14 protein-coding genes are annotated in these 13794 nt (G+C 42.0%); 6 read left to right on the top strand and 8 right to left on the bottom strand.

Annotated elements, in window-relative coordinates:
• Positions 1-34 precede the first annotated feature (34 nt).
• Together L3V45_RS08750 and L3V45_RS08745 are read right to left on the bottom strand one after the other, a co-directional pair.
• Positions 35-856, bottom strand: coding sequence for a poly-gamma-glutamate hydrolase family protein (locus tag L3V45_RS08750; protein WP_015388183.1), 822 nt, complete (start codon positions 854-856; stop codon positions 35-37).
• Between the two features lie 276 nt (positions 857-1132).
• Positions 1133-1567 (bottom strand): dUTP diphosphatase, encoded by a 435-nt coding sequence (locus L3V45_RS08745; RefSeq protein ID WP_014305062.1) that lies wholly within the window; start codon positions 1565-1567, stop codon positions 1133-1135.
• A gap of 379 nt (positions 1568-1946) precedes the next feature.
• Between L3V45_RS08745 and L3V45_RS08740 the strand changes: the two genes are divergently transcribed.
• The 5 genes from L3V45_RS08740 to L3V45_RS08725 all read left to right on the top strand — a co-directional run bounded on the left by L3V45_RS08740 (position 1947) and on the right by L3V45_RS08725 (position 6399).
• Positions 1947-4364: a peptidase G2 autoproteolytic cleavage domain-containing protein gene (locus L3V45_RS08740; RefSeq protein WP_043867159.1), complete on the top strand. Its 2418-nt coding sequence runs from the start codon at positions 1947-1949 to the stop codon at positions 4362-4364.
• A 177-nt stretch (positions 4365-4541) separates the two neighbouring features.
• Positions 4542-4694, top strand: a complete 153-nt coding sequence (locus L3V45_RS08735; RefSeq protein WP_015388185.1) for a hypothetical protein — start codon at positions 4542-4544, stop codon at positions 4692-4694.
• Positions 4695-5007: 313 nt separating this feature from the next.
• Entirely contained in the window at positions 5008-5514 is a 507-nt protein-coding gene (locus L3V45_RS08730; protein WP_236837352.1) for a stress protein, read from the top strand.
• A gap of 142 nt (positions 5515-5656) precedes the next feature.
• The gene (locus L3V45_RS19505) at positions 5657-5791 is read left to right on the top strand and encodes a hypothetical protein (protein ID WP_254900091.1); all 135 of its coding nucleotides are present in this window, start codon (positions 5657-5659) and stop codon (positions 5789-5791) included.
• Between the two features lie 509 nt (positions 5792-6300).
• On the top strand, positions 6301-6399 hold the full coding sequence (locus L3V45_RS08725; RefSeq protein WP_003154022.1) for a YjcZ family sporulation protein: 99 nt from the start codon (positions 6301-6303) through the stop codon (positions 6397-6399).
• A gap of 160 nt (positions 6400-6559) precedes the next feature.
• Here L3V45_RS08725 and L3V45_RS08720 read toward each other — a convergent pair whose 3' ends face one another.
• The 6 genes from L3V45_RS08720 to L3V45_RS08695 form a co-directional block, all read right to left on the bottom strand.
• Positions 6560-7180 carry a lytic polysaccharide monooxygenase auxiliary activity family 9 protein gene (locus L3V45_RS08720; protein WP_003154023.1) on the bottom strand — a complete coding sequence of 207 codons (621 nt, stop codon included), beginning with the start codon at positions 7178-7180 and terminating at the stop codon, positions 6560-6562.
• Between the two features lie 214 nt (positions 7181-7394).
• Complete coding sequence (locus L3V45_RS08715; protein WP_003154027.1) at positions 7395-8468, bottom strand: LLM class flavin-dependent oxidoreductase; 1074 nt, start codon at positions 8466-8468, stop codon at positions 7395-7397.
• A gap of 225 nt (positions 8469-8693) precedes the next feature.
• Complete coding sequence (locus L3V45_RS08710) at positions 8694-9326, bottom strand: DUF3885 domain-containing protein (protein ID WP_003154029.1); 633 nt, start codon at positions 9324-9326, stop codon at positions 8694-8696.
• 637 nt (positions 9327-9963) lie between these two features.
• Positions 9964-10506 carry a GNAT family N-acetyltransferase gene (locus tag L3V45_RS08705; protein ID WP_003154031.1) on the bottom strand — a complete coding sequence of 181 codons (543 nt, stop codon included), beginning with the start codon at positions 10504-10506 and terminating at the stop codon, positions 9964-9966.
• Between the two features lie 217 nt (positions 10507-10723).
• Positions 10724-11485: an N-acetyltransferase gene (locus L3V45_RS08700; protein WP_236837351.1), complete on the bottom strand. Its 762-nt coding sequence runs from the start codon at positions 11483-11485 to the stop codon at positions 10724-10726.
• A 35-nt stretch (positions 11486-11520) separates the two neighbouring features.
• Positions 11521-11937 carry a UPF0715 family protein gene (locus L3V45_RS08695; RefSeq protein ID WP_003154033.1) on the bottom strand — a complete coding sequence of 139 codons (417 nt, stop codon included), beginning with the start codon at positions 11935-11937 and terminating at the stop codon, positions 11521-11523.
• A 606-nt stretch (positions 11938-12543) separates the two neighbouring features.
• Here L3V45_RS08695 and adhP point away from each other — a divergent pair.
• Positions 12544-13560: an alcohol dehydrogenase AdhP gene (adhP, locus tag L3V45_RS08690; RefSeq protein WP_003154034.1), complete on the top strand. Its 1017-nt coding sequence runs from the start codon at positions 12544-12546 to the stop codon at positions 13558-13560.
• Positions 13561-13794 lie beyond the last annotated feature (234 nt).

The following is a 13794-nucleotide window of genomic DNA, read 5'->3' as shown; positions in this document are numbered from 1 at the left end:
AGAAAAAGCCCCGCCGACAAAATAAGCGTGCTTATTAATAATTGTCACTGATAAAATCAGAAATCGTTTTTGTAAATTGGTAAAAGGTCCCGTTTTGTGCGGATGCTCTGCTTTTCAGCGTAAAGGTGTCAAATAGTGATTTTCTGAAGCCGGTGCTCATTTCGATTTGAATACTCAATCCGGATGAAGATTGATTGGCAAGGTTGTTCGGACTGACGCCTGCGTATTTATCATTTGTGCCAAGAAGAACGGCAGGATACCCGTGCCGTTTCAGCACATCGGTCAAGAGTTCGGCCCGTTCTCTGTCTGTACCGCCGATTTTTATCTTTTTATCATCACTGCCGTAACCGTGCAATGAAATGACATTAGAGTGCCCTTTCACCATTTGCACGGCCTTGGTTTCATCGAAATGCGAACTTGTCAAATGCAGAGCTGCATTACCGGCTGATTTTAACCCTTCAAATAAATATAAACTCCGGTTTTCGGCAATTTCTCTGGCTAACTCACTGGTCCCCGGCTCTATGCCTCCGCCGTGTATAGCTAATATGAGGACAGAAGGGTCATGCTCCCGCGTTGAAATGGAAAAATCGGAAGGATCTTCATTCAGCTTTAATTCCTCGAAATTGCCGTAAATATCTGAAGCAGCATCAGCCCGAAAGAACGGCAGAAGCAAGAACGGTAAAATTAAAACTGAAATTCCTTTTTTGGTTATTGATGGCATTTGTATGTTTGTGTTACAATACAAATGCTTCAGCCTTTGAAGCGAACGGCAGAACAGGGTGACTTTGGACGGTTTCTTCTGCTCTGCCTCTTTGCCGGCTGCTTTACGGTCTACTCTTCTAACCCTTTTTTCCATAACATCATCCTTTCTTTTGTTTACACTTTTGTCACAATATTATATACGTTGGACAAAACCTCCGTTCATCTTGAAGAATAAAAACATCAAAACAACCTCTATCCTTTAACCTAAAAAAGTCTTTCTGTTCAAAGAGACGGAAAGCTTAAATGATAAAAATGAAACCCTTCTCCTTAGTTTTGTTTGATTTCCCAATTCAAGAATCCCCGAAAAAATTTGAATGTAACTGCTGTATCCATAAAAAAAAGACTGCTGTTAAGCAGTCTTTTTTTCGTTTTATTTCGTGCCTGTTGATCCCAGTCCGCCGCGGTCATTGTTCCCGAGCTTGTCTACTTCGATCAGCTCCACTTCAGGCATTTTCTTCATGATTCTGAATTGGCAGATCCGCTCCCCCTTGGAAATGTCGGTATCCCGAAGCGCGAATGCAGGAAAAAACCAGAAGTCATTGTCGCCTTTATAAGATTCATCAATGACTCCCATTGAATTTGTCTGAATGATCCCGAAATGCTTATATGTACTTGAACGCGGAACGACATGGGCCTCGTATCCTTCCGGCAGTTCCATCGCAACTCCAAGCGGGATAAGTTTGAATTCGCCTTTTTTGATTGTTATATGTTCAGCTGCCCGCAGATCAATCCAATCGCCCTGTTCAATTTTACTGATTCTCGTTTGCGTATCATCTGAATATTTAATTTTGATTTGTAAAGTCATGTTCGCTGCTCCTTTTGCTTCCCTATTTCAGTCGTATTGATGACCAATCCGTGCCCCATTATACCATTTAACTGATAAGAATGCTGATTTTGGTGTATATGCTGCCGAAGAGGAAGCACGGCGAAGTCAATGAGAATAAACCTAAAATGAGGGCCCCTCCTATCAGTTTTTTCCTCCATTTTCACATGACAGTTTCAATTACAATAATGCAAAGCTATATGTCCGTTCTGTCAACAGAGCTTTTTTAAAATTTCGCCTCGGTTTCAAAAGGAATTTCGTTCTGAATAAAGAATTTGAAGAATAAGCGCTTAAAGGGCGCGCGATTCTTTTCTGTCCCCTGCCTCAGGCGCTTATATCAAAAGAAAGAGGTGTCTTTAGAATGGTTCAATTTAAAAACTTTCCTGATCCGTCTTTAAACGCCCCATTGCAGTCTCGCCCTGCACAGCCCTCTGAATTGGAGCATCTCAAAGCAAGGATGCAGAATTTTATTAAGCATTCCGCAACGGATGATAATCTTGAGATCGCAGATGCCCGGGTGACGGCGGAAGGAATGGTCACCTCACTTTTAAAAGAACGGCTTGATACAGAATACGAAATGCTTATGAATAAAATCACCCGGGAAGTGAATGTGGAGGATTACGGAGCGGTCCCTGACGGCCGGGACAATACAGAAGCCTTTCGGAATGCGATCGGGAACGGCCGGGTCAAAGTAAATGTTCCCGCAGGAGAATTTTTGGTTCAAGGGATAAAACTCCCCTCATGGACTACTATTTCCGGTGAGGGACAAGGGATTACCGTGCTTAAGCTTCATGAGGACACTCCCGCATACGAATGGGTCATTACTAACGATGATTACGAAAATGGAAACCGTAATATTTTTGTCCAGAACATGACTTTAGACTGGAATCCTGACCGTCAATGCGGAGTCAGGAACCCCGGAGGACAGTGTTCCAGCTGTTTAACGTTTGCTAATGTGCAATACGGCTGGATTAAGAATGTTGAAACGGTTAACGCGGGTCTGCATGGTATAGATATTACATCTCCGACTTACGATCATTTGCCTGAAACAGAATGGACGAAAGACGGCTGCCGTTATATATGGATTGATAACTGTGTGGCATACGGCGCCGGAGACGACGGCATTACCACCCATTACAGCGAATATATTTTCATTTCCAACTGCCATTCCGGAAACCCCCGCGGCACAGAGCATGCTGAGGGCAGCGCAAACTCGAACGGCATTGAAATTGACGACGGCTCTAAACATGTGTGGCTTTTAAATAACTATACGAGCGGAAATATCCGCGGGATTGAGGTAAAGGCGCACAGCCTGTGGCCGGCTTCTCAAAATGTTCATATTATCGGTCATGTTTCGTATCGTGATGTACGTTCATTTGATATTCGTCATATCGGCCATCATCAGGCCTCAGACCCCGAAAGCACGACGGCTTATGATGTTACTTTAACCGATTGCACCGCGATTGAACCGGTTTTCAATGCCCTCTATGACGGTGTAACCCCGAGGGCGCTGGTCATCTCTGCCTATAAAAACGTTAATGTAAACGGATTCACAGCTATTGGTGATCCCTCATACGACTATGGCGGGAATCCAGTCGTGGCTCTTCAATACCGCAGTCAAAATATTACGATCAACGGCATTAAAATACGCGGCTTTACACAAGCCGGGGTTGACATCAATATATCCGGCGGATCTAATAAAACCGATTATGTTAAAATTTTAAATTTTGATATATACAAGTCTTCTCCTAAAGGTATCACAATCGGCGGAGGCCAATATAACGTAAATATTATGAACGGTACGATGATCGGAGACGGCGGTTCCGTCGGAATTACGTCCCCTAACAGTCAGGCTGTCATTCTCGGGGTGCAAGCTGAAGGTTACAGCGCGGCCGCATCTATAAAAGGACAGATTTATGAGCAGATCCCCGTCAATTTAAAGGGAGGCGCACAGCTCGCGACCAGCTCCGGTTTTGCATTCAACCCGACAAGCGCTGTTATTGCGGGAACAGGCGATATTACGGCCAGAGGTGACAGAAATGCGATCATCAGCTCTTCCGGAGGTTCAAGTTCCGAAGGTTCAAGGGCATTTATCGCCGCTTCAAACAATGTCCATATTACGGGCGGCAAAGTCTCCAGAACGATTCTGTCATCAGAAAGCATTACATTGGAAGAACCATACACGGTTGCCGGAGGGCATCAGTCCATCAAATGGAAACTGGATTCAGCGGGCGGCCACGGTACGTTCGCCGGAGCTGTCACCTCTTCCCTGTCAGGGTACGGAGAATATTTTGAAAGTGTAACCGGCCAGACAATTCCCGCCGGGACGATCGTCACAGTGAAAGGCGAAAAAATTGAATCGGCTCACGTCGGAGATTACATGCTCGGCGTCATTTCAGAAACAGCCGCTTTTATCTCAGGAGCCGCAAGCTTCGGATGGCAAAGCCGCTTTTTGACAAATGAGTTCGGCGGTTTCATATACGAAAATGTGACTGACGAAGAAACAGGAGAAACAGTACGCGTACCGAAACAAAACCCGGACTGCAGTCCGGCTCTTGAAGCTGACTATGAAGCACGCGCGGCCAGAGACGAATGGCATATTGTCGGACTCAACGGCCGGCATTACGTACGAGTCGACAGTACGGTCAGCCCGGGAGATTATATCACGGCTCATAACGGAATCGGGACTAAAGCCGCGGAAGGCTGGAAGGTATTGAAACTGACGGCCTTATACAGCGCTGAAAAAGGGTACGGCATTGCAATTGCGGTTATCAAATAGGATCTCAATATCAGGATCATCTTCTCTCTTTTCTATCGGGCGGGTATGATCCTGTTTTTTATACCGAATGAGATGCCTCTTTTTCAGCATACCGTTTCATTTGTCCAAGCCATCCATGCTTTCTGTCATAGAATACTACCGTCAGATGAAAAAAGGAGGAAAAGGAGGAATATGAGTATGAGTATGGACATGGGTATGGACATGAACGGACATTATGATCACCAGCCAAAGCAGCCTAAACAAAAGAAGAAAAAGAAGAAACAAGATAAAAAGCATCTTGATTATGATTACATCGTTGTTTATAAAAGAAAATGTAAAAAATGCTGCTGACTTGACATATCAACACTTTTTGCACCCGGTAAATCCCGGGTGTTTTTCTTATTATGACGTTTCTCCGGGCTATTTTCACCCAAAATCCGATCATCCTATCACAATACATAAAAAGATCTATTATTTTCTTCCCTTTTCGCCTGATTAAAAGTATTTCATTTACAGAAAACAACATAAATAGAATGACATGACTTTTGAGAAAATCTGCTCTTTGCTTGGTCAATTTTTCTGCGATACCATGAATTTGCAACAATTTTTAAAAATTTCCTCAGGAGGTCATAGACATGAAAATCGCCAGAACAATAGTCGGATCATGCTAGCTTTATCTCTAACAATTCCTTTCGCAGCCAGTGCCTCAGCAGCCAGTCAGTCTGAACACCCGAATGCGCCTCACGTTTCACCCGTTGCAAATCCGTTAGAAGGTAAATTATCCCAAACAGCAGACCAAAACGTAAAAGCAGCAGGTGTTGATGCCGGGCTGAACGTAAACGTAGATGTTCTCGGAATTTCAGATCGCATTGCTGAAGCGGTTAAGTCAGATCAAAACCGAACCGGCTGGGTAAAAAATGTCATGGAAACAACATTTTACGCATCAGGACAGAAGTACAACGTCATGGTGTTCAATTTAAATCAAGAATATGAAGACCGCTTTAACGGCGTTCAATTTTACGGATCAGCCGTTTATGACGGCATTACTTACGGAATCTGGGTCTTCGAAGACGGTTCCTTTGATAACAAAGGAGACGGGGGCTGGATCAATTGGGCATTCAGAGGATGGTTCGATCGTGATAATCAGCATATTGAATTCCACAGACCTTAATTCAGAGAAAACTTGCGGCAGCGCCCGCAAGTTTTTATTTTGATAACGGGATACTGTACATTTTTCACCGTTATAACGACTATACTTGAAGTGCGGGCTCCGATCGCAGCCCCGGTAAAGTCTTTCAAAGTGAGGGTATGCCATGTCAAAGTCTTTAAAAATAGTGTTGTGGAGCATATTGGTTTTCATTATCTTGTTAGTGATGATCGGAATCGTTTCTTACAATCAAACTCCGTCTGCAGAAAGCGCAACGGAAAGAATGCTTTACAGCGTCTAATCAATTTTAAGCCTTCATCGGCTTTTTTTATTTACCGCAGAACACTTGAAGTTCTTCTGTTTAGATCGTTACGTTCCCATTCGGAATGGAGTATACGCGTATATCACCAGGCAGTCCGTTTTGATACATGGTTCCGATTATGCCTTTCGCATCTTTTTTCTCTATTCCTCATCACATCCACTTTTTTCATGCTGCTGCTCTTGAAACCAACCAATCATTTCTTCAGCCTGTTCCGTTGAATCAAAAGGTTCCAATCCTAATAGCGTGTTACATTTTCATTTTTAAAAAAACAAGCCAACTGCGCATCCTCTTCGCAACTTCTCAATGTATGAGCCTATCCGTTTCTATTACAGGAAGCAGTACGATTCCTCCTTTTACTCATTTTAACGGATGGCCATGTAAAGGAAATATAGACTAAAAAACCTTTTTTCAAAAAGTAAACTAGCATCCCTATCAAACTTTTCATTTCGGCATAGTATGTATTAATCCTCTTTAGGAGGTGAGATTATATGGGATTCTCAGGTGGTTATGGTAGCTCCTTTGCGTTAATCGTGGTGCTATTCATTTTATTAATCATCGTTGGGGCTTCTTTCCTCGGCGGTTATTAAGAATCCTCTTACCTCCGCATCCATGTCAGCAGCACCTCCATGATCGTACGGCGCCATAAATGAAATGTTTATGGCGCTCTGCTGTTTTTCCCCTTTTCTTTCACACATTAAAACTAAAAAGATCGGCCGATGAACATGCAGCCGATCAGTAATTCATAGATTATTGTGTAAGGTTTACATCGATGACGTTATAGAAGGCATTGGAAGTATCCGCAACGTCCCATACCCCCAAAATGACATGATACCCGCTTCGATCAGTCGGCACAAAAATCTTATGAGTCAGATTCGTATCTGCCTTGGAACCGTCGTGGTTTACCGTTCCGATTAATTCAAATTCATCTCTTGACAAAGGTTTATTCGGATTCCAGTTTTTCTTGGTGATATAATAGTGCCACTTTGATGTCGCATGAGGAGCTGTGTAGTACCAAGTAAAGGTGTTAAAACCGCCGCGGATGTTTTGTTTTACCCAATAATCTGCAGTCTGCTTGTCTAAACCGAAGTCAATTTGTCCCGATCCCCCATTTGCAGACGCAATTCTTCCATCCGGCGGACCTGCAGCCGGAAATCCTTTCGGCCCTTCTACAGACTGAGGATTATCAATGACGGAGCCATATTTCTGCGCAGCGGCCGTCCAGCCCAATGTTTGTTTCTCTAAAGCTCCCATGTACGCTCTGCTGACGGGCTCTTTTATATACCCGTGCGCAGATGCATCACTTGAATAGAAAGCGCCTCCAATCCCAAGAGTAACAGTTAAAACTGCAGCTTTGACCAAACCCTTCATTACTTCATCATCCTCCCTTTTTTGTTAATAAAAACCCTTTCGGTATATACACTTCACGATAGAGGATGAAATGACCTTCCTTTTCTTGATAGGAAAAAGCAATGAGGTTCGCGCTTTCCCCTTTGTTTTTTATAATCATAAAGAAAAAGTCGGGCCGATTCTGTTGTCGAATCCGCGATTGCCAAAAACCGGCCCGCCCCTTATGCTCAGAACTTCATTCGCTGGATTTGCGGGTTTCTTTTCGGATAACCGGTGCTACTTCCGCTGCTAATCGTTCGATGTTTTCCGCGGCTTTTTTAAACGGCATACCTCCTATATCGATTTGCGCGAGAAATCGCTGATGCCCGAACAACTCATATTGATGCATGATTTTTTCAATGATCTGCTGTGAACTTCCCACAAATAAAGCTGTTTCTTTTCCGGACGCCCGCTCAAAATCTTCCTTCGTTAAAGGCTCATCGATCCCGTGATATGAATGAACGTGAGACCAGTAATTTGAATGATACGGGTAAAATTCTTGTATTGCCTGTTCATTCGTTTTTGAAATGAACATATGTCCGGTTACGGCAACCTTCACATTTTCCGGAGGATGACCGGCTTTAGAAGCCGCTTCCCGGTATTTGTCAACAAGCGGCTTAGATGACATCGGATCACCGCTCAGTACAGCTAATGCCAAACCCGCACCTGCACGCCCGGCCCGTTCTGCGCTTTCCGGAGTCCCCGAAACACCTAACCATAGCGGAATGCTTCCGCAAAAAGGCCGAGGAGAAATTTCTGCCTCGCGCAGCGGCGGCCGGTAACGTCCTTTCCAGGTAACCGATTCTTCCCCGGAATTTAATTTTAAAAAAAGGTCAATGTGTTCTTCAAACAGTTCTTTATAATGGCCTACGTCATAACCGAAAAGAGGAAACGAGTCTAAAAATGCGCCCCGTCCCGCAATGATTTCCGCCCGGCCGTCTGAAATCAGATCAAGCGTTGCAAAATCCTCAAATAAACGGACGGGATCTGCGGTGGATAATACAGTCGTGGCACTGGTCAGCTTAATATTTTCAGTGATCTGTGAAATCGCTGATAAGATGGCCGGCGGCGAAGATACCGCATAATCAAGACGATGATGCTCGCCTACCCCGAATACATCAAGCCCTGCATCGTCAGCCAGTTTCGCCAGCTTCATCAATTCATCTATCCGCTGCTTTGCGCTGACTGTTTTCCCTGTCAGAGGATCGGGATATAATTCTGCAAATGAATAAATTCCAATTTCCATACAATCACGGTGTTCAGCCCTCACATTTCTCTCCTCCTGCACTGTGTAAAAAAGCTTTTATGTTATTCTATTCAGCCGTTTTATAAATAGGAATTTATTCAAAATAAATACAGAAGCTTAACATGCAGAAGGCCGGTATGAGAGGAAAAAAAGTTTCCGGCGCCCTTCAATTCTGCCCATTATACTCATGCAGCCGGACTAGGCAAGAACAAAGCCGGCACAAGCGGATTCGAATTCATGTGTTCGTTTTCAGTCCAATTCAATCCAATCGTGATATTGATCATAAAGCTTTCCTATTCTTCCGGCATCAAGAGCGATGACTTCACACCCTCTGTCATCATATAGAAAGAAAATAATATCTTTTGTCATATTCACAAAGAAAACATCGGGATACCCAACGGAACAGCCCCCGAACCTTGGCTTCAGCGGAAAATCTTCGTGGACGGCTGCCTTAAGTAATTGGGGAATACGCAGATCTTTCCGTTTACATAATAAAGAAAACTGCTGCATTTCATATTCTTCTGCATCATCTTCTTCAAACGGACAGGGGCAGGTCTTCACCTGGATCCGATATAAATCATCCTTACACTTCAGAAACGGCTGATAAACCTTTAATTTTCTCGGGTGATTACCTTGAGTTTTGTGCTTATATACGTTGGCAACAAGGTACATGTCATCGCTATGTTCAAACAGTTCATTGAAAAGTGCGGCGGTTTGATGATGAACAAGCTGAAAATACTCAAGATTCAAAGCACCGCTTTCATTAAATTGATACATATTGCCGCCGAGAGAAAAATGAATTCCCACGTCCCATTGATGATAAATGCCGGGCACTAATTTTAAAGTCGGAAACCTTTCCTTCAGATAATCATTTATTTTCATTCAAACATCTCACTTTCCGTTTCCCGCTCCAGAGACAGAAGAAGCCGAAAACATTCCGCTTATTTCTTTTTCACCCTTGTAATATTATTCCGATTGGAATACAATGAAATAGAACACTGTGAACCCCATTGATCAGGGTGGATGCTGGTCACATTCATCCTGATCCTTTCTTTTACACAAGATCGCACCAACTTTGATCCCCTCCGTTTCCAACCTTATACATATATTTCAATGGTATTATTTTCTTATACATAAGCATCAAGAGGTGTCAGCTTTGAACAACATCAGAAGATGAAGAGCATATTTCCGGTCTCACCGCAAAATGGGTCTTGACTCTGAACTGCTTTTCACATTTTGATTATCAAGCGCTTCTTTAAATTCATCAAAATGAATTGAACATTGCTGATTCAAATTACTTCCTGCACCTTCTGTCGCTAAACTGCAAAATGTCCGTCACAATCATCCTCTCTCTAATTTTACAACATTGCTATAATGATTTTCATGTTTTTCCCAACCTTCAAGCTGAATCTTTTTGATCGTTACTAGGTAACCTAATGAAGTATTTAACTTAAAAAAACCTGCTTTCAGCAGGTTTTTTTCGGTAAAGGAGAGGTTATTTCCCCACAAATTCTATTAACTAACTATGTTTTTGTTTTAACCATTCTTTCTTTAGCAATGCGTATTGGTAAGTGTTTTCATATTTAGGTGTTCCATCCTCGTGGGCAGTAAATGAAATAAATTCAAGAAAATAACCTTCTTTACGCATTCCTAATCTCTCACATAGTTTTTGTGACCTGCAGTTATCATCTTCAACATATGCATAAAGCCTTCTTGCTTCTTTTTGCATAAAGAGATACTCAAAGAAAGCCTTCGCACTTTCACTTGCGTATCCCGCCCCTTCAAAACGGGCATTGAAATTCCAACAAACGGAATAGGTATCTGGCTCTTCTTTTAAATAAAATAGTTCTCCGACTAGATCATTACTGTCTTTTAAACAAACTGCAATATAAGAGTCATCTCGGCTTCTTTTTTGAACATTTACGGCAGCTTCTTCTAACGTAGATATTCTGTCATCAAGAAAACAATTCACTCTCGGATGTGCCGAATATTCCAACAGACCTTGTGCATCTCTTTCGGTAAAATTTCTTAAAATTAAGCGATGGGTTTCAATTTTTTGCATTTGCAGTCTCCTGTTTCATTGTTATCGACCTTTGAAAAGAACTTCTTCGTTTGTTGAAGAACTTATCACAATCTATTTTTACTATAATGAAGAGTGTTATCATCTTTGTCAAAAACAATAATCATTCATTTGCCGCCCGCAATGTAAAGTACTGAACAATTTTCGTGAAAAACCCTCAGTATCGAATATAAAAACGAGCAATAGTAATAAAACAAAGTTAAGCCATTAAAAGCTTATTGAGTATTTTTTCAAACTTATTTACGCTCATCATCTCATGAGTGAGAAATGTCCCATTATAAAACACGCTGAAAGTCGTCCAAACTGCCGGGGATTTTTGCGCCATATCTTTTGACGATATTCGCCGGGCCTGAAAATGAAGTCCTTTCTTTTCAGTCAGTTCCTTTAAATCCTTTAACACTCCGACTGCAAATGGGCATTGAACTGTATAAAATATTGTGATTCCCTCATCATTAACGGAATTACTTTTCACCTGTTTTTTAAATACAGGAGGATGTGCATGTTCATTCCACGTCAGTGACATCAACTGAAAATAGGGTTCTGCTTCATCTTGCACAGCAAATCCCATATGCTCGAAGAAATGCTTATCACTTAAATAAGGGAGTTTTTTCTTCCCCACTATATGCACTATCCCATCCATACCGCGGGATTTTGCATCTGACACACATTTTTCTAACAAGTGTTTTGCATGTCCGTTATTCTTATATTTACCTGAGACCCAAAGACAATTAATAAACATAAAATGAGGTGCGCTTACCGGGACCCACGCTTCTTCTGCAGGTAAATATTCAATAAAAACTTTGGCCCGTTCGTTTAGGCGGTAGAACACCAAGCCATCACTCATCCGATCTTTGAGCCAACTCTTCTTTTCATTTACCGCATCCTCATATTGCTTCGTACCTAATGCACAGCAAATATGATTGTCATCAATATTGTCCCTGGTCAACTCAATGTATTCCATTTTTCCTCACCTGCTTTCTTTTGGAAACATCAGCTTTACTTCCGGTGAACATTGTAATTTCTCAGAAATATAGAGTCCCAGAACCAATATATGAACGCAGCAGCAATGCTCATTATGTAATAAATAAAACTTCTGAAAACTGCGAAATCAATTGGCGGATTATCTATGTGCCAGAACAAGAACACAGCAAAAAAGGCGACTGCTGTATAAATGAAAAGATGAACCAAACTAAAGTTTTTAGAATTCTTTCTTAGCCATAGTTGCACAGGAACAGCAAACAAAAAGTAAGTAATGAATGCGTAAAAAGCAATGATAACTACAGTAACCAATGCAATTGGCACAAAACCCGAGTATACAAACATATATAGCCCGAAAATCAAACCATACGACAAACTTGAAAAAGCCAACGTGTAAATATACTTTCGACTTTTGCTCCAAGACGCCACTCCCATAATTTCACCTGCTTTTTATAAAAATACATTTTCCATTTTTTTATTTTTAAAATCAGTATATATCCATCACTTTAAAAGATCTATGTTTTTTTGGCATATCATCAATTCGCTATCTTAATATCCAGAAATTTTATTGCCATTAAAAAAGATCGCTCACCAATCTGCATCCGGCTCATCGTGTTCGAATCCGTGAAATCCACACATCTCCGCAGCCGGCTCCTTTTGTGATCAATAAGTAATGATTTCTGTTTGCATCACCATTCACCTTATCAGCCGCGCTCAAGTTCAAATAATTACCCGTGAAATTCTTTTCACTAAGGGTAAAATCATATCCTGCCGGTGTAATTCTCTGCAGTGCAAGTCAAATATCTATAGAAAGATTATGACCGCAAATTCAAAGCATTCTGTGCATTTGGAGATGACAAACCCCCATTTAAATACCCTTCGGATGACAAATCATCCGTAGAATCCTCCCTGCATAGCTCCCTCAATTTTTGTAGAGACACTTGTCCGCAAAAAAATGTAAGGGTTTTCAAAAGAAGAGTCGTGTGCTAAATTGTAAGATAAGTAAAAATTTTCTGCGAATATTTGAAAGGGGTGTATGATTTGAAAGCAGTAGTAGCAACGAAAGACAAAAGTATAGAGATCGTACAAAAAGAATTACGTCCTTTGCGGCATGGTGAAGCCAAAGTTAAGATGGAATACTGCGGTGTATGTCATACTGACTTGCATGTTAAAAATGCTGATTTCGGGGATGTTACAGGCATCACTTTAGGTCATGAGGGAATAGGCATTGTAACTGAGATTGGTGAAGGCGTAACAAGTTTGAAAAAGGGAGACCGCGTCTCTATTGCCTGGATGTTTGAAAGCTGCGGCCGCTGCGAATATTGCTTAACTGGCCGTGAAACCTTGTGCCGGGATGTAAAAAATGCCGGCTATACAGTTGACGGCGCAATGGCTGAAGAAGCAATCGTAGCAGTTGATTATGCAATAAAGGTGCCGGAAAACTTAGACCCTGCAGCAGCAAGCAGCATTACTTGTGCAGGTGTAACAACTTATAAAGCCGTTAAAGTCAGTGAAATTAAGCCAGGTCAATGGATCGGTGTATTTGGAGTCGGCGGTTTAGGCAACTTGGCTGTTCAATATGCAAAAAATGTCTTTAACGCTAAAGTAATTGCTTTCGACATTAGCGATGAAAAATTGAATTTTGCTAAGAGCTTAGGCGCTGATGCGGTTGTAAACAGTTTAAACGAAGACCCCGTCGCTAAAGCAAAAGAAGTGACTAACGATTTAGGGCTTGATGCAGTGGTCATCACGGCTGTCTCTAAAACCCCTTTCAATCAAGCGATTGATGTTGTAAAAGCAGGAGCTCGCGTAGTCGCCGTCGGTTTACCGGTGGACAAAATGGATTTAGATATTCCCCGTCTCGTGTTAGATGGAATTCAGGTAGTAGGTTCATTAGTGGGTACCAGAGAAGACCTGAAGGAAGCTTTTCAATTTGCTGCAGACGGTAAAGTTGTACCTAAAGTGACAAAACGCCCGATTGAAGATGTGAATGATATTTTTGAAGAAATGGAGCAAGGCAAAGTGACCGGCCGCATGGTTATCGATTTTACTTCCTAATCATTAAGGCTGCCGGGAATGATACGGCAGCCTTTGATCTCTATTCTTGCTCTGCGCCCCACCCAGACTGAATGAGACTTTGTCATTTAGTTCAGAAAAGAAGCTCTACAGACCATTCGGCGGACATTCATTTTGCAAGTACTGCCTGAACTAACCCTGATACCAATATAATGCAAGGTCATTCATTGCCGAAGCGTAGCTGTTATGTGGAAACCCACCAGAGGTTCCTCATAA

The sequence above is a fragment of the Bacillus sp. R45 genome, assembly GCF_021729365.1.
Lineage (GTDB): Bacteria > Bacillota > Bacilli > Bacillales > Bacillaceae > Bacillus > Bacillus velezensis.
Note: the sequence above shows the minus strand (reverse complement) of the source record. Positions and strands in the feature narration are given on the sequence as shown.

Coding starts and splice junctions, on each gene's coding strand:
- L3V45_RS08750 (WP_015388183.1), bottom strand. CDS start 856: ATGGAAAAAAGGGTTAGAAGAGTAGACCGTAAAGCAGCCGGCAAAGAG.
- L3V45_RS08745 (WP_014305062.1), bottom strand. CDS start 1,567: ATGACTTTACAAATCAAAATTAAATATTCAGATGATACGCAAACGAGA.
- L3V45_RS08740 (WP_043867159.1), top strand. CDS start 1,947: ATGGTTCAATTTAAAAACTTTCCTGATCCGTCTTTAAACGCCCCATTG.
- L3V45_RS08735 (WP_015388185.1), top strand. CDS start 4,542: ATGAGTATGGACATGGGTATGGACATGAACGGACATTATGATCACCAG.
- L3V45_RS08730 (WP_236837352.1), top strand. CDS start 5,008: ATGCTAGCTTTATCTCTAACAATTCCTTTCGCAGCCAGTGCCTCAGCA.
- L3V45_RS19505 (WP_254900091.1), top strand. CDS start 5,657: ATGTCAAAGTCTTTAAAAATAGTGTTGTGGAGCATATTGGTTTTCATT.
- L3V45_RS08725 (WP_003154022.1), top strand. CDS start 6,301: ATGGGATTCTCAGGTGGTTATGGTAGCTCCTTTGCGTTAATCGTGGTG.
- L3V45_RS08720 (WP_003154023.1), bottom strand. CDS start 7,180: ATGAAGGGTTTGGTCAAAGCTGCAGTTTTAACTGTTACTCTTGGGATT.
- L3V45_RS08710 (WP_003154029.1), bottom strand. CDS start 9,326: ATGAAAATAAATGATTATCTGAAGGAAAGGTTTCCGACTTTAAAATTA.
- L3V45_RS08705 (WP_003154031.1), bottom strand. CDS start 10,506: ATGCAAAAAATTGAAACCCATCGCTTAATTTTAAGAAATTTTACCGAA.
- L3V45_RS08700 (WP_236837351.1), bottom strand. CDS start 11,485: ATGGAATACATTGAGTTGACCAGGGACAATATTGATGACAATCATATT.
- L3V45_RS08695 (WP_003154033.1), bottom strand. CDS start 11,937: ATGGGAGTGGCGTCTTGGAGCAAAAGTCGAAAGTATATTTACACGTTG.